The organism is Pseudoalteromonas sp. B62, from assembly GCF_037162565.1.
GTDB lineage: Bacteria > Pseudomonadota > Gammaproteobacteria > Enterobacterales > Alteromonadaceae > Pseudoalteromonas > Pseudoalteromonas fuliginea.
The window spans coordinates 2,698,784-2,713,260 of sequence record NZ_JARLVB010000002.1 but is presented as its reverse complement, the minus strand read 5'-3'; the positions used below and the strand labels follow the sequence as shown (position 1 = coordinate 2,713,260).

At 39.5% G+C, this 14,477-nt stretch carries 17 protein-coding genes; 11 read left to right on the top strand and 6 right to left on the bottom strand.

Annotated elements, in window-relative coordinates:
• The first annotated feature begins 11 nt into the window (after positions 1–11).
• Entirely contained in the window at positions 12–758 is a 747-nt protein-coding gene (locus tag P4S71_RS16780) for a YciK family oxidoreductase (protein WP_007375386.1), read from the top strand.
• An 85-nt stretch (positions 759–843) separates the two neighbouring features.
• On the opposite strand, the gene rluB is transcribed toward P4S71_RS16780, so the two are convergent.
• From rluB to P4S71_RS16760, 4 genes are all read right to left on the bottom strand, one after another.
• Positions 844–1,713: a 23S rRNA pseudouridine(2605) synthase RluB gene (gene rluB / locus P4S71_RS16775; protein WP_002959716.1), complete on the bottom strand. Its 870-nt coding sequence runs from the start codon at positions 1,711–1,713 to the stop codon at positions 844–846.
• Positions 1,710–2,300: an SMC-Scp complex subunit ScpB gene (gene scpB, locus P4S71_RS16770; protein WP_007375387.1), complete on the bottom strand. Its 591-nt coding sequence runs from the start codon at positions 2,298–2,300 to the stop codon at positions 1,710–1,712. The genes rluB and scpB overlap by 4 nt, the downstream gene beginning before the upstream one ends.
• A 151-nt stretch (positions 2,301–2,451) precedes the next feature.
• Complete coding sequence (locus P4S71_RS16765; protein ID WP_007375388.1) at positions 2,452–2,973, bottom strand: EF-hand domain-containing protein; 522 nt, start codon at positions 2,971–2,973, stop codon at positions 2,452–2,454.
• 222 nt (positions 2,974–3,195) lie between these two features.
• The gene (locus P4S71_RS16760) at positions 3,196–3,627 is read right to left on the bottom strand and encodes a hypothetical protein (RefSeq protein WP_008134083.1); all 432 of its coding nucleotides are present in this window, start codon (positions 3,625–3,627) and stop codon (positions 3,196–3,198) included.
• Positions 3,628–3,867: 240 nt separating this feature from the next.
• Here P4S71_RS16760 and xthA point away from each other — a divergent pair, with 240 nt between their 5' ends.
• Genes xthA through P4S71_RS16745 form a run of 3 tightly spaced genes read left to right on the top strand, consistent with a single transcriptional unit; the run spans position 3,868 to position 6,124 of the window.
• Positions 3,868–4,674, top strand: a complete 807-nt coding sequence (gene xthA / locus P4S71_RS16755; protein WP_007375390.1) for an exodeoxyribonuclease III — start codon at positions 3,868–3,870, stop codon at positions 4,672–4,674.
• 5 nt (positions 4,675–4,679) lie between these two features.
• On the top strand, positions 4,680–5,327 hold the full coding sequence (locus tag P4S71_RS16750; RefSeq protein WP_337151069.1) for an energy-coupling factor ABC transporter permease: 648 nt from the start codon (positions 4,680–4,682) through the stop codon (positions 5,325–5,327).
• Positions 5,324–6,124: a putative RNA methyltransferase gene (locus P4S71_RS16745; RefSeq protein ID WP_337151068.1), complete on the top strand. Its 801-nt coding sequence runs from the start codon at positions 5,324–5,326 to the stop codon at positions 6,122–6,124. Before P4S71_RS16750 ends, P4S71_RS16745 begins: the two co-directional genes overlap by 4 nt.
• Before the next feature lie 67 nt (positions 6,125–6,191).
• On the opposite strand, the gene yfbV is transcribed toward P4S71_RS16745, so the two are convergent.
• On the bottom strand, positions 6,192–6,638 hold the full coding sequence (gene yfbV / locus P4S71_RS16740) for a terminus macrodomain insulation protein YfbV (protein WP_007375393.1): 447 nt from the start codon (positions 6,636–6,638) through the stop codon (positions 6,192–6,194).
• 281 nt (positions 6,639–6,919) lie between these two features.
• Between yfbV and P4S71_RS16735 the strand changes: the two genes are divergently transcribed.
• The 7 genes from P4S71_RS16735 to P4S71_RS16705 all read left to right on the top strand — a co-directional run bounded on the left by P4S71_RS16735 (position 6,920) and on the right by P4S71_RS16705 (position 13,590).
• Positions 6,920–8,137: an acetate kinase gene (locus P4S71_RS16735; protein ID WP_337151641.1), complete on the top strand. Its 1,218-nt coding sequence runs from the start codon at positions 6,920–6,922 to the stop codon at positions 8,135–8,137.
• 1 nt (position 8,138) lies between these two features.
• Complete coding sequence (gene pta, locus P4S71_RS16730; RefSeq protein ID WP_337151067.1) at positions 8,139–10,292, top strand: phosphate acetyltransferase; 2,154 nt, start codon at positions 8,139–8,141, stop codon at positions 10,290–10,292.
• A 233-nt stretch (positions 10,293–10,525) separates the two neighbouring features.
• Complete coding sequence (locus P4S71_RS16725) at positions 10,526–10,912, top strand: ACT domain-containing protein (RefSeq protein WP_337151066.1); 387 nt, start codon at positions 10,526–10,528, stop codon at positions 10,910–10,912.
• Positions 10,913–10,915: 3 nt separating this feature from the next.
• Positions 10,916–11,413, top strand: a complete 498-nt coding sequence (locus tag P4S71_RS16720) for a PTS glucose transporter subunit IIA (protein WP_337151064.1) — start codon at positions 10,916–10,918, stop codon at positions 11,411–11,413.
• A 4-nt stretch (positions 11,414–11,417) separates the two neighbouring features.
• Entirely contained in the window at positions 11,418–11,762 is a 345-nt protein-coding gene (locus P4S71_RS16715; RefSeq protein WP_008134091.1) for an ArsC family reductase, read from the top strand.
• Positions 11,762–12,892: a succinyl-diaminopimelate desuccinylase gene (dapE, locus tag P4S71_RS16710; protein WP_337151063.1), complete on the top strand. Its 1,131-nt coding sequence runs from the start codon at positions 11,762–11,764 to the stop codon at positions 12,890–12,892. The genes P4S71_RS16715 and dapE overlap by 1 nt, the downstream gene beginning before the upstream one ends.
• Positions 12,892–13,590 (top strand): M15 family metallopeptidase, encoded by a 699-nt coding sequence (locus P4S71_RS16705; protein WP_337151061.1) that lies wholly within the window; start codon positions 12,892–12,894, stop codon positions 13,588–13,590. The genes dapE and P4S71_RS16705 overlap by 1 nt, the downstream gene beginning before the upstream one ends.
• 6 nt (positions 13,591–13,596) lie before the next feature.
• On the opposite strand, the gene P4S71_RS16700 is transcribed toward P4S71_RS16705, so the two are convergent.
• A complete protein-coding gene (locus P4S71_RS16700; RefSeq protein WP_337151059.1) occupies positions 13,597–14,466 on the bottom strand; it encodes a DMT family transporter in 870 nt (289 codons plus the stop codon).
• Positions 14,467–14,477 lie beyond the last annotated feature (11 nt).

Below are 14,477 nucleotides of genomic sequence, written 5' to 3'. Positions count from 1 at the left end.
TTGGTACTTTTATGCACACTTATCAAGCAGCTGAAAACGCACTTAAAGATAAAGTTATTTTAATAACAGGCGCCGGCGATGGCATTGGTCGAGTAGCAGCCATTACATATGCAAAGTATGGTGCTACGGTTATTTTATTAGGTAAAACAACTAATAAACTTGAATGTGTTTACGATGAAATTGTTAATGCAGGTTATCCTAAACCTGCAATTGTGCCTATGGATTTAAAAGGCGCAACGAAGCAAAACTACCGCGACCTTGCCGCAACGATTGAATATCAGTTTGGCCGCCTAGATGGGCTTCTTAATAATGCCGGTATTTTAGGCTCGCTTGGCCCACTTGAGCATTTTTGCTCATCTACGTTCGAAAACATAATGAAAGTAAACGTGACTGCACAAGCGATGATCACTAAAGCCTTGTTTCCGGTTCTTCGTAAATCTGATAATGCATCAATCGTATTCACATCATCTGGTGTTGGTCGCAAAGGCCGTGAATTTTGGGGACCTTATGCCATTTCGAAATTTGCAGTAGAAGGCATGATGCAAACATGGGCATGTGAAGTAGGTAAAACAAACATTCGTGTAAACTGTATTAACCCAGGTGCTACGCGCACTTCAATGCGAGCGGCTGCATATCCAGGTGAAGATAGAGACGCGCTTGCTACACCAGAGGATTTAATGCCTACCTATTTATATCTAATGAGTGACGATTCTAGTGAAGTGAATGGCGAATCGTTAGATGCTCAGGTAAAAAAATAACTCAGCCTAAGTCCTGTGTTATTTAAAAGCACATTAAAAAAGCCGCAATGAGCGGCTTTTTTGTGTTAAATAAATAACTAATTGATTATTTACGTTTAGTCGGCTTAACACGTTGATTGTGTTTTTTAACTGCTTTACGGATTTGGTTGATTTTAGCGCGTTTATCTTTGCGCTTTTCTGGCATAACAGAAAGCTTAGTCTGCGTCTCGCGACCTAATTTAACGGTTTTACGTAAATAGTTTACCGTTTCTAGATCATACTCCATCCAACCACCTTGCGGTACGCGCTTATCTAGCTCCAATTTACCGTAACGAATACGAATAAGACGAGATACTTCCGCATCTTGAGATTGCCATAAACGGCGGACTTCGCGGTTACGCCCTTCATTTAACGTTACGTTAAACCATCGGTTAACACCTTCGCCACCCATTGGGGTTACAGTCGTGAATTTAGCTGGGCCATCTTCAAGCTCAACACCACGTAGTAGGTTTTTAACCGTTTCGTTGGTTACTTCACCAAATACACGTGCAGAGTATTCACGTTCTACTTCATAACTTGGGTGCATTAAACGGTTTGCTAACTCACCATCATTAGTAAACAGCATCAAACCTGATGTATTAACGTCTAAGCGGCCTACTGCAATCCAACGATCGCCATCAATACGAGGAAGTCGGTCAAATACAGTACGACGCCCTTCTGGATCTTTACGTGTACTTAGCTCACCTTCTGGTTTGTTATACATAATTACACGACAAATTCTATCTGCTTTTTCTTCAATTTTCACAGTGTGTCCGTCAACACGAATTAAGTCTGTTTCCTCAACACGGTCGCCTAACTTTGCCACTTTACCGTTTACACTAACGCGGTTTGCATCAATGTATTTTTCCATTTCACGGCGCGAGCCTACGCCTGCACGGGCTAGGACTTTTTGTAACTTTTCACCTTGTATACTCATTCGGATGGTTCTCTCACAGAAGGATCACTTAATAACTGGTTAATTTTACTTTGCTGCTCTGTTGGCAGCGCTGGTAAATTATCTAAACCTGTTAACGAAAAATAATCTAAAAATTGTTTAGTAGTTGCATATAGAGCCGGTTTACCCGGAACCTCTTTATGCCCCACCACTTTAACCCACTCTCTTTCGAGTAAGGTTTTTATAATATTAGAACCCGTAGTAACTCCCCTTACTTGCTCAATTTCGCCACGTGTAATGGGCTGCCTGTATGCAATAAGCGATAATGTTTCCAGTAAAGCACGTGAATACTTAGGCGCACGTTCTTGCCACAAATTATTTAACCAAGGGCTTAAACTGCTACATGCCTGAAAGCGATAACCACTACCAACTTCGACTAGACGAATACCACGAGTTTGAAAATGTTCTTGTATAGTATCTATTGCGTCGTTTATTCGCGCCATAGAAATAGCTAAATCTATTAATACTACGTCTTTAAGGTGGCGTTTACTAACAGGCTTATCTGCAACAAAAATAGCTGCTTCAATGATCTCAACTAGTTGTTCATCACTAATTCGCCGACCCGCCATACACACTCTTAACAAATAAAAATACACAGCCATCTATTATGACAGAACAACACCAAACTAGGAAAATATATCTACCAAATAACTAGATTTAAAACACAAAAAAGCCAGTGACAATCACTGGCTTCTAACTTGATTATTTTAAAAGCAAAAATTAGCTGCGTTTAATTGCTTCTAGTGCGTCATCTTCGGCTACAGCATTACCGTATTTTTTAATGTAGCCCTTAAACTCACTTCTGCTGATGCGCTTATCTTGGTTTTCATCCATATAACCAAAATGATTTGAAATATCATCATCGTTGCCTTCAGCAATCGAAATATAACCGTTGCTATCATTATCTAAACTTGAAAAACTACTCTCAATTTTATCAAACTTAGCTATTTCAGCTTTAAACGCTGATTCACTTACGTCACTATCAGTCGCCACTTTACCTGCATTTAGCTGCATGTAGGCGTTAAATTCTTTACGGCTAATTTCATTATCCATATTGGTATCAATATTCGAAAAATGCTCCCAGATGCTATCATCATCCGCTTCGACTTTTGAAATGTAGCCATCGCTGTCATTGTCCAGGCTTGCAAAATCACTGTCTATTTTCTCAAGGCCTTGATTTGAAGAACAAGCCGCGAGGCTCAAAGATGCTAAAATTGTTGTTGCTAATGTTAACTTTTTCATAAGACGTGTCCTTGTAATTAAATAAATGTCACTTTAGCTAATACAATTCGGATGCCAATGTTAATTAACTAATTAAAATCAAATAGTTACAAATAAAAAGAGCATTTAACAAACAATTTCAATAAGTTATATCTGAAAACTTTGCAAAGTGCTTTGTAATTTTTGCAAAAAAAGCCCAGTATATATAAATATACTGGGCATGCTTTTCAAATTTTTGTGTTATTAAATAGCCGCATTTTGATAACGTTTTACAAAATCAGTTACTTTTTGACCATTACACTTTAGAGAGTTTAAATTACCGATTTTTTGACGAACTGGCGCTAAACCTTGTTTCAAAGCAGTCATACACAGTTGTGTTTCTTGTTGAGTGTCTTTAGCAAACACTTCAACTTTAGTTTTAATCACTTCAGTAGTTGTTCCTTTTTTAGCAATATCACGAATATCTTCGCCATTACACAAAATACTTTGTGAAAAGCGTGATAAAAACACACCATGCTGGGCTGCTTCTTTACGAGCGGCAGAAAAGCCTTCATTGGCACTTAATACACACAATTTAGATTCTATTTTATTATCTTTACTAAAATACGAATTACTTTGTGCCGAGACCGTAGTTGATGCTAAAAGTGCTGCAGCTAAAATTAGTTGTGTTTTCATGTGAGATCCTATTTGAACGAGCTTATTGAGTGATTTCGCGCATTATATAACCTACTTTTTAGATATCAATTGAATTTTTTATTTATTTAACAAATTAATATAGCATTAACAATGTTTAAACTTTAAACACCATTTGGTCAACAATTATGCAGCGATTTTCTCCATTTCAGTCATGTTATGTACGCGTAAATACTGATACAATTTGGTGCATTAAATAGAACCAATTTTAAGGTAAATTCAATGAAAGTGATTTCTTTCAATATCAATGGTCTGCGTGCTCGTCTTCATCAATTACAAGCAATTATCGATAAACATCAACCAGACGTGATTGGACTGCAAGAGATTAAGGTTCATGATGAGGCGTTCCCACTAGAAGATGTGCAAAAAATGGGATACCACGTTTATTACCATGGTCAAAAGGCACATTATGGTGTGGCTATGTTATGCAAGAAAGAGCCTAAATCGGTCTTAAAAGGATTTGCTACCGATACAGAGGAATCGCAAAAACGCATGATAAGCGTTACTGTAGAGCAAGAAAACGGTCGTGATTTAACCGTAATGAATGGTTATTTCCCGCAAGGCGATAATATCAATCACGAAACTAAATTCCCTTATAAACGCCAGTTCTATATTGACTTGATGACTCACCTTGAAACAAACCATACACCCGATCAAGATATAATTGTTATGGGCGATATCAACATATCACCTACCGATTTAGATATTGGTATTGGTGAAGTAAATGCTAAACGTTGGTTAAAAACGGGTAAATGTTCTTTCCAACCGGTAGAGCGTGAATGGCTTGCAACATTACTTAATTGGGGCTTTAAAGACACCTTTAGAGAACAAAACCCAGAAACAGACGATCAATACTCATGGTTTGACTATCGCTCTAAGGGGTTTGTAGATAACCGAGGACTTCGAATAGATGTAGTACTTGCAACTAATGAGCTTGCAGCACGCTGTATAGATACTGGTATTGATTACGAACTGCGCGGTATTGAAAAACCCTCAGATCATGCCCCTATATGGTCAACATTTAAGTAATTACTATGCTCAGCATAACAATACAAGGGCTACTTTGGGCCCTTGTAATTATTATTGCCCTACTAAGCTTTAATAAAAAAACATATAAAACATTGCTTAATACGCCAGCCCGTCAAACTGGCGTGCTTGCATGTGCGTTAGTGTTTGCAGTGCTTTGGCGAATAAAAGCAGGAATTTTAACTGGCCTCGATTTACACACATTAGGCGTTACAGCTGCAACATTAATTTTAGGCTGGCGATTGACTATTTTAAGTAGCCTACTTGCCACAGCCCTACTGACTGCATTTGGTCAAATTGAACTTGAACTGTTACCAGTTCAACTGCTTATTGGTGCGTTTATTCCTATTTTACTAAGCTACCTTGGCTTTATAATTAGTTACCAGTATTTACCTCGTCATTTTTTTGTTTATATATTTGTTTGTGCGTTCATAACTGCAGGGGTTATAGCCTGTATAAAAATAAGCCTAGGTGCTTTATTTTACTTAGCTATAGGGCAATACAATTGGCAAGAACTCGCAGATAACTACGTTTATTTAAGTGCCATAATTTGGTTTCCTGAAGCAATGCTCAACGGCATGGCTATAACAGTTATGATCACCTATCGCCCGCATTGGGTAAAAACTTTTTACGATAAGGACTACCTAGACTCATGAGTCTACAATATCAATGCCCGCTGTGTAACCACGCACTTTTGAAAACTGATTCAACACTTCGTTGTGCTAACAACCATAGCTTTGATGTTGCTAAAGAGGGCTATGTTAATTTACTGCCTGTGCAACAAAAAAACTCAAAACAACCAGGCGATTCGCTTGAAATGGTACAAGCTAGGCGTGCATTTTTAGAGCGTGGCTATTATGGCTTTTTGCAACAAAACCTTAGCGACATAATCAGTAATATAAGTGCAAATACTATTATTGATTTGGGATGCGGTGAAGGGTTTTATACTCAAGCAATAGCAAGTAAAACAAACGCAGTTGTGTACGGCGTCGACATTTCAAAATCTGCGGTTAAATATGCAGCAAAGCGCTACCCTAATTGCAATTTTAGTGTGGCATCAATTAGCCAAGCGCCTTTTGAAAGCCAATTTGCTGATGTACTTGTTAGCGTATTTGCACCTTTGTTTGAGCAAGAGCTTGAGCGCCTTGCAAATCAAAGTGCAACGTTAGTGGTTGCAAGCCCAGGTCCTTGTCATTTAAAAGAGTTAAAGTCGTATATATATTCAAAAGTAAACGAACATACTGAAATATCTTCGCCAAAAGGGTTTCAAAAATCAGAGCAAGCTCTTTTAACAGAGGATGTCGCGCTTAGCTTTACTGATATTAAAAACTTAATAATGATGACGCCATTTGCATGGAAGTTCAGGCCAGAACATTGGGAAGCACTCAAGGAAAAAGGCGAGCATACTGTCACCTTGTCATTTTACATTACGCAGTTTACAAAAACTGCATAATCAAATTTGGGGTTATTTAGGCGTAAGTTTAACCACGTCTAAAATTTAGGCGTAAGTTTAACCACGTCTAAAATTGCTCTTTCGTAAACGCTTTATCCATTTTATCAAACATGTCTTTAAGTAGACTCGCAAGCTCCAAATAACGAGGCTTTTTTTCGCTTAACTGAGCTTGATAACCGTTGGCAACCATTTTTGTATAAAGCTCGTGATACCACTTTTGCATGGCTGGCTCTAAAGGTGTTTGCGCGCGTTTACCTAGCCACAATAAGCCTTGCAACGGTAACGAGATAAAAAATAAAGCACTCGCAATAGCTTGCGGTAAGAAGTCTGGACCTAGGTAATTTAGCTGAAAAAATAACGTAAGCATGGCTAAAATAGGCATAACTGTGATCGCAAGATCAGTAGCTTTAATAACCTTAAACTCGATGAATAGAGGTGCTAGTTCTTTTCTCATTGGCCATTGTTTTGCATACAACCGCCCTGTTTGTACTTGTGACATCACACTTTTTTGCATCATGACTCCTCACAGTGACTCTATTAAAACACAATACTAAATTGATTATCTCTAAAGTGTAACACAATTTTAAGGGCTTTTACTTTCTCAGTAAAAGTGCTTAATTTTGCTGTTAAAGTGTGCAAAACACTAAACTAAATTCCATAACTGGGGTAAAATATTTCGCATTGATTCAGCTACATTTTAGTTTAGCTTAATTAAATGTTTTAGCCTTATTTATCACTCTGAGTGTAACGATTAATGTTTCACGTTCACTTACTAAATTTTGTTTATGGAAATGAATTTATGCCAACAACCTCCCTAAGTCACAACACGTTTTAGTACTAAATTGTGGTAGCTCCAGCTTAAAATTTGCCATTATTGATGCAAACACGGGCCACGAAATTATATCTGGTCTAGCAGAGCGCTTAGGTGCAACAACTCCTTCTATAAAATATAAATTCAACGGCGCTAAAACTGTCATTAACTTAGTAGCAGGTCAAGCCCATGCAGAGGCAATAGATACGTTAGTAAGCCTAATAAAAGATCATAGCTTAGATGAGCAACTTATTGCTGTGGGTCATCGTGTTGTGCACGGCGGCGAGCATTTTACGCAATCTGTTTTGATTGACGAGAAGGTCATTGCGGGTATTACACAGGCAGCAACACTTGCGCCACTTCACGGACATGCTAATTTATTAGGCATTGCATCTGCACAGGCATCGTTCGAAGGCTTACCACAAATAGCCGTATTTGATACTGCGTTCCACCAAACGATGAATGAAGTAGCTTACCTTTATGCACTGCCATATAAGCTATATACAGAATTTGGCGTTAGACGTTATGGGTTTCATGGCACAAGCCACTTTTATGTTGCAGGCCAAACAGCAAAACTACTTAATCAACCTATTGAGCAAAGTAACTTTATCAGTGCCCACTTAGGTAATGGTTGTTCAGTGTGTGCTATTAAAAATGGTAAGAGTGTAGATACCAGTATGGGCCTAACACCACTAGAGGGCCTAATGATGGGCACCCGTAGTGGCGATATAGATCCAGGCCTGTTTAACTTTTTAACCACGCAGCTCGATTACACTGCACAGCAAATAGATAACTTGCTCAATCAAAAAAGTGGTTTATTAGGTATCAGCGAGCTTTCTAATGATTGCCGCACAATCGAAGAAGCGGCTGTTGCCGGTAATAAAAAAGCAATACTCGCGCTTGATATGTTTTGCTACCGTCTTTCAAAACAAATTGCCGCTTATATGGTACCACTACAACGCCTTGATGCGATTATTTTTACCGGCGGTATTGGCGAAAACTCTGATACTATTCGTGAAAAAGTAATCTCACAGCTTGCCTTTTTAGGACTCGATTGCGATCAACAAGCTAATCTTAATGCTCGTTTTGGCCAAGAAGGTATTATTAGCTCTTCACAGGCACGTAGTAAAGCCGTTGTCATGCCTACAAATGAAGAGTGGGTTATTGCACTTGATGCTGCAAACATAGCAAAGGAGCTTTAATATGGCGCGTCGTATTATGTTAATTCCTGTCTCTACAGGTGTTGGTCTAACCTCTGTCTCTGTTGGTTTAGTCCGCGCTCTTGAGCAAAAAACAGTTAAAGTTAACTTTTTTAAACCAATTGCGCAGCCCCGCTCGGGTGAAACGGGCCCTGAAAAATCAACGCAAATAGTTACCCAAGGCTCACCGATTAACCCACCTACACCTTTTGCACTCGATTACGCAGAGCAAATGATTGGCGATGGCAAAGGTGACGACCTACTAGAGGAAATTGTTGAGCGTTTTGAGAGCAAAATAAACGACGATGAAGTAGCCATCATAGAAGGTATGGTCCCTACTCGTCGTCAACCTTACGCTGGACGTGTAAATCGTGAAATTGCACAAACACTTGGCGCCGACATTGTATTTGTACTCACCCCCGGTAATTACAGCATTACACAAATAGAAGACCGCCTTGAAATCGCAGCGGGTAACTATGGTGGAATTGATCACCCTCGCGTACTTGGCTGTATTTTTAATAAAGTAAATGCGCCACTTGATGAAGAGGGCCGCGCTCGCGCCGATTTAGTTGACACCTACAAACCAGAAGAACTTGAAAACGAATTAAATCGTTTAGCGTCGTTACCTATTTTTAGAAAAAACCCGTTTATGTTACTTGGTGCAATTCCGTGGGATTTTGACTTAGTCGCACCTCGCGTAAAAGATTTAAGCGCGTATTTAAAAGCAACGATAATAAACGAAGGCGATATGCTGCATCGTCGCCTGCGTCGTATTACTTTTTGTGCGCGTACAGTGTCAAATATTTTAAATTACTTTACCCCAGGTGCCTTATTGGTAACACCAGGCGATCGCTCAGACATACTCGTAGCTGCATGTTTATCAGCTATGAATGGCACTAAGCTTGGCGCTATATTACTCACCGGTGGCTTTGAGCCAGAGCCACGTATTATGGCCTTGTGTGAGCAAGCTATGCAAACTGGCTTGCCTATACTCGCTACTGATGGCGATACATGGCGCACCTCGTTATTACTGCATAACTTTAATATGGAAGTACCAAACGACGACGACCAACGAATTGAAAAAGTAAAAGATCATAACGCTGAACATATTGATTCTGACTGGTTAGACACGTTAGCAAAAAGCGTAGGTAAAACACGTAAATTATCGCCTCCAGCATTTCGTTACTTGTTAACAGACAAAGCCCGTAAAGCCGGAAAAACAGTTGTGCTACCAGAAGGCAATGAACCTCGTACTATTAAAGCGGCTGCTATTTGTGGCCAACGCGGCATTGCTAAAACTATATTGCTTGGCGATCGCGAAGAAATAATGCGCATTGCAGAGCAACAAGGGATTGAGCTTAACGAACAGGTAAGTATTATTGAGCCTAAAAGCATCATTAATGATTATATTGCGCCTATGGTCGAAATTCGTAAAAGCAAAGGTCTAACTGCCGTAGTCGCGCAAGAGCAACTGCAAGATAACGTGGTACTTGGCACAATGATGCTTGAGCAAGGTAAGGTAGATGGCTTAGTGTCGGGTGCAGTAAACACCACTGCCAATACAATTCGCCCACCGCTGCAGTTAATTAAGACAGCGCCAGGATCATCGTTAGTATCATCCGTGTTTTTTATGCTGCTGCCTGACCAAGTGTTAGTTTATGGTGACTGTGCGATTAACCCAGACCCTAATGCTGAACAACTTGCAGATATAGCTATTCAATCTGCCGACTCTGCTGCTGCATTTGGTATAGAACCGCGTGTAGCTATGATCAGTTACAGTACGGGTACGTCTGGCACGGGCGCTGATGTAGAAAAAGTACGCGAAGCCACAAAAATAGCGCAGCAAAAGCGTCCTGATTTAATCATTGATGGGCCACTTCAATACGACGCAGCCATTATGGAAAACGTGGCACTTAAAAAAGCACCTAATAGCCCTGTTGCAGGTAAAGCGACTGTATTTATATTCCCTGATTTAAATACAGGCAATACTACCTATAAAGCAGTACAACGTAGCGCTGATTTAATAAGTATTGGTCCAATGCTACAAGGTATGCGCAAACCTGTTAACGACTTAAGCCGTGGTGCATTAGTTGATGATATTGTGTATACCATTGCACTAACGGCCATTCAAGCAGCACAAGCTGAAGCACTTAATTAAACACCAACACTAACATGTGCTTTTTATAGTCTAGCTATTATTTACTTAATAATTAACTAGTTAGGCTATTTATACCCTGCAACCCCCATACTTATCCACAGAAATTGTGGGTAAGTTTTTCTACCTTCGGGAATTAACTCACTTACTATCAGGTTAGTTACTGTTACACCTTTAATTTAAAGCTAATAATCTATACTATAAACCTACCGATATTGCTGTTTCGCAGGTTTTTAATGTCAAAACAAACATTACAATTACACAGCACCGTTTTATCTATACATAGCTTAGATATAGATGCCGAGATACCTGCGGCGCTGTTAAAACTCCCGTTGTTTTTTATTTCTAAAACCCACGACGAACTTTCAATTGTATGCCCTAGTAGCTTTGAAATAAACAGCCTAGACACAGAGCCAAATTGGCAAGCACTTGAAGTTGTTGGCCCACTTGGTTTTTCGCTAACCGGGATAATGGCCAATATTTCGGGCGTATTAGCACGTGCTAAAATATCTATATTTTCAATTTCAACCTACGACACCGATTACATACTTGTAAAAAAGCAAACTGCACTTCAAGCTATTACGGCACTAAAAAAAGATGGCTACAATGTGGTGGCTGAATAAATTATGAAAGCACAAAAAGTAGAATATATTGCGCAAAACAAAATACCTCGTAACGCCATTAATATTACCAGCCCTTTTTCAGGCAAAGTACTGGAGCTAAATGAACATCCAGAACCTTTGTTTCGCTTTGGCACACTTGGGCCAGGTATTATAGTGCAACTAACTAACCATAAAATTCTAGCGCCCTTTGATGGCACTTTATTACAGGTAAAAAATGCAGGCACGGAGTTTATATTACAAGCAAAAAATGGGTTAAAAGTGTTAATCAACTTAACCATTTCAACATCGCAACCAATTACACACACTCATATAGCACAGCTCAATGGTAGCAAAATAATCAAAGGCCAACGCCTTGCTTATTTTGATTTACGAGAGCTTGATACTCCTATGCTTGCTAGCCTAATTTTACTAAATGGCCACAACCTTGGTACATTTCATTACTCTCACTCACTGCTACAAGCGGGTGAAGACACTTTATTAACTATTATTAAGAAGAATTAAATCTATGATTACCTTATACGGCATTAGCAATTGTGACACGATTAAAAAAGCTAAAAAATATTTAACCGATAACAATGTCGAATTTACTTTTCACGACTACCGTAAAGATGGCGTGAATGAGCAAATGGTGAGTGACTTTGCTGATAAGCTTGATTGGGAACAGCTTGTTAATAAACGTGGTACTACTTATCGTGCATTAACTGATGAGCAGAAACAAAGCTTAACTAAAGAGAGTGCTATTTCACTGTTAGTTGAACAACCTGCAATGATCAAACGTCCGGTACTCGTAAACAATGGCAGCTACCATTTAGGTTTTAAAGCAGTTCAATACGATGAGATTTTTAAATAATGACTGTTGACGTAATTGCACTCGCTCAAGCGCTAATCCAACGAGAGTCAGTAACCCCCGAAGATGCTGGCTGCCAACAAATGATGAACGATCGCCTTGCTGCGGTTGGTTTTAATATAGAGCCATTATTTTTTACCGACACACTTAACACTTGGGCTCGAAAAGGCACACAATCACCGCACTTTTGTTTTGCAGGTCACACCGATGTGGTGCCAACAGGCCCTGAAAAAAATTGGCAACATCCGCCGTTTTCAGGATTAATAAAAGACGGTCTCTTACATGGCCGTGGCGCTGCCGATATGAAAGGCTCACTTGCAGCAATGCTTGTAGCAACCGAGCGTTTTGTTACTAAGCACCCAGATCATAAAGGTTCAATTTCATTTTTAATTACTTCTGACGAAGAAGGTCCATTTGTAAACGGGACGACTCGTGTAATTGATACGCTAGAAGCACGCGGTGAAAAAATCGATATGTGCCTAGTTGGCGAACCTTCATCAAAAGATGTACTAGGTGATGTTGTTAAAAATGGTCGAAGAGGCTCACTCACCGCTTTTTTAACCGTTAAGGGCGTACAAGGGCATGTAGCCTACCCACATTTAGCACAAAACCCAATTCATCTAGCAACCCCTGCACTTACTGAACTTAGCCAAACGGTGTGGGATAACGGAAATGAATACTTCCCTGCTACCAGCTTTCAAATTTCAAATATTAATGGCGGCACAGGTGCTGGTAATGTGATCCCGGGTGAACTAGAAATACAGTTTAACTTTAGATTTAGTACGCAAGTAACGCATGAGCAATTACAACAACGTGTAAATGACATTCTACAAAAGCATAACTTAAATTATGAATTAAGTTGGATAGTAAATGGTTTGCCTTTTATTACCGAGCACGGCCCCCTTGTTGATGCCACAGTCAATGCTATTAAATCGGTAACCGGTTTAACCACAAACCTAGAAACCACAGGTGGCACATCTGACGGGCGTTTTATTGCGCAAACAGGTGCTAAAGTAATTGAACTAGGGCCACGTAACGCTACTATTCATAAAGTAGATGAATGCGTAAGTACCGATGATTTAATAGCCCTTACCAACATTTACGAGCAAATATTAGAGCAACTTTTAACATAATGGATGCCACTCAACCAACACCAATAATGTGTATTACAGGGCAAAGTGATACACATTTAACTGATATACAAAATCATCGCTTGCACAGCGCTATTATTAGCGACTTTTTAGCGCTGCAAAGTGCAGCTCAAAAAGCGGGATTTGATCTTACTATTGCCTCAAGTTTTCGCGACTTTGAACGTCAGTCAATTATTTGGAATAATAAGTTTTTAGGTAGTCGACCTGTTTATAATAAACAGCAAGAAGTTGTAGATTTAACTAAGCTAAGCGAGATTGATAAATGTATAGCAATAATGCTCTACTCTGCACTACCTGGGGCAAGCAGGCATCATTTAGGGACTGACTTAGATGTGTTTGATAAAGCTGCGGTAAGTGATGATTATAAACTGCAGCTAGCACCTGATGAATACCTACAAGGTGGGCCTTTTGCGCCTTTAATTAATTGGCTTGATACTAACTTAGTTAAATTTGGCTTTTATCGCCCTTACCAGCATGATTTAGGTGGCGTCGCACCTGAGTTTTGGCATATAAGCCATATTAAGCAATCACAATTATTAGTGAATAAACTTAGCGAGCAAGTACTTTTTGAATGTATAAAAAACAGTGAACTACAGGGCAAGCAGGCAATACTTGATAACTTACCTGCTATTTATACACGCTTTGTAACAAACGTAAGCCCACACCTAAAAGAAGGTTAGGTTATATTAAGCCTTCTTTTTATTTAAAATAAACACCAGCACGGCCCCTAATATTAAGGAGCTTGCGACTACAAACTCCATTGTTACCTGCTCAGATAAAAACAAAACACCGGCAATGGCTGCAAGTACCGGCACACACAACTGCACAACAGCAGCTTGGGTACTTTTAAGCAGTGGCATAGCCACATACCAAACACTGTAACCAATCCCAGATGCTATCGCACCCGAGGCACACGCAAGTAACACCCCTTCAATACTGATATTTTTTAAATAACTCATACCTACGAGTAATAAAACAGGGATAGCAACTAAGCTTCTTATAAAGTTAAACCCAGTAGTACGCAGTGGCGATACACACACTTTACCGCGAATACTGTAAATACCCCATGCTATACCGCTGAGTGCCATAAGTGATGCACCAAACAGTGAAGGCACTGCAGCAGATGGCAGCATTAAATATACAAAGCCACCTAGCGCCACTATAAACGAGCACCACTGAAGCACACTCAACTGCTCTTTTTGATATATACCCCAGCCAATCATAGTAAGTTGCACAGCGGAAAACAAAATAAGTGCGCCAGTGCCTGTATCAAGCTCTACGTAAGCAATCGAAAAACAAAGTGCATAAACCAAAAGGCTAATACTGCTTCGCCAGCTTCCTCTGTCACTTATAATAGCGGGGTTAAATGTGCCTTTACGTTTTAAATTATGGGTATAAATAGCCATTATAATGCCTAAACACGCTGCACCACTTAGTAAGCGAATAACTGTAAAGCTCCAAGCATCTATATAGCCTTCGGCTAAAGCCATTCTGCAAAAAAGAGAATTTGCGGCAAACGCAATTAAAGCAATGATTGTGTATATGGTGGCTTTCAAAAAATTCCTTT

Excerpts from the sequence above, each read along its gene's own strand:
- P4S71_RS16705 (WP_337151061.1), top strand. The coding sequence starts at position 12,892 with ATGGATGCCACTCAACCAACACCAATAATGTGTATTACAGGGCAAAGT.
- P4S71_RS16750 (WP_337151069.1), top strand. The coding sequence starts at position 4,680 with ATGCTCAGCATAACAATACAAGGGCTACTTTGGGCCCTTGTAATTATT.
- P4S71_RS16765 (WP_007375388.1), bottom strand. The coding sequence starts at position 2,973 with ATGAAAAAGTTAACATTAGCAACAACAATTTTAGCATCTTTGAGCCTC.
- rluB (WP_002959716.1), bottom strand. The coding sequence starts at position 1,713 with ATGAGTATACAAGGTGAAAAGTTACAAAAAGTCCTAGCCCGTGCAGGC.
- yfbV (WP_007375393.1), bottom strand. The coding sequence starts at position 6,638 with ATGCAAAAAAGTGTGATGTCACAAGTACAAACAGGGCGGTTGTATGCA.
- P4S71_RS16745 (WP_337151068.1), top strand. The coding sequence starts at position 5,324 with ATGAGTCTACAATATCAATGCCCGCTGTGTAACCACGCACTTTTGAAA.
- P4S71_RS16715 (WP_008134091.1), top strand. The coding sequence starts at position 11,418 with ATGATTACCTTATACGGCATTAGCAATTGTGACACGATTAAAAAAGCT.
- xthA (WP_007375390.1), top strand. The coding sequence starts at position 3,868 with ATGAAAGTGATTTCTTTCAATATCAATGGTCTGCGTGCTCGTCTTCAT.
- P4S71_RS16720 (WP_337151064.1), top strand. The coding sequence starts at position 10,916 with ATGAAAGCACAAAAAGTAGAATATATTGCGCAAAACAAAATACCTCGT.
- scpB (WP_007375387.1), bottom strand. The coding sequence starts at position 2,300 with ATGGCGGGTCGGCGAATTAGTGATGAACAACTAGTTGAGATCATTGAA.
- P4S71_RS16760 (WP_008134083.1), bottom strand. The coding sequence starts at position 3,627 with ATGAAAACACAACTAATTTTAGCTGCAGCACTTTTAGCATCAACTACG.
- P4S71_RS16725 (WP_337151066.1), top strand. The coding sequence starts at position 10,526 with ATGTCAAAACAAACATTACAATTACACAGCACCGTTTTATCTATACAT.
- pta (WP_337151067.1), top strand. The coding sequence starts at position 8,139 with ATGGCGCGTCGTATTATGTTAATTCCTGTCTCTACAGGTGTTGGTCTA.
- P4S71_RS16780 (WP_007375386.1), top strand. The coding sequence starts at position 12 with ATGCACACTTATCAAGCAGCTGAAAACGCACTTAAAGATAAAGTTATT.
- dapE (WP_337151063.1), top strand. The coding sequence starts at position 11,762 with ATGACTGTTGACGTAATTGCACTCGCTCAAGCGCTAATCCAACGAGAG.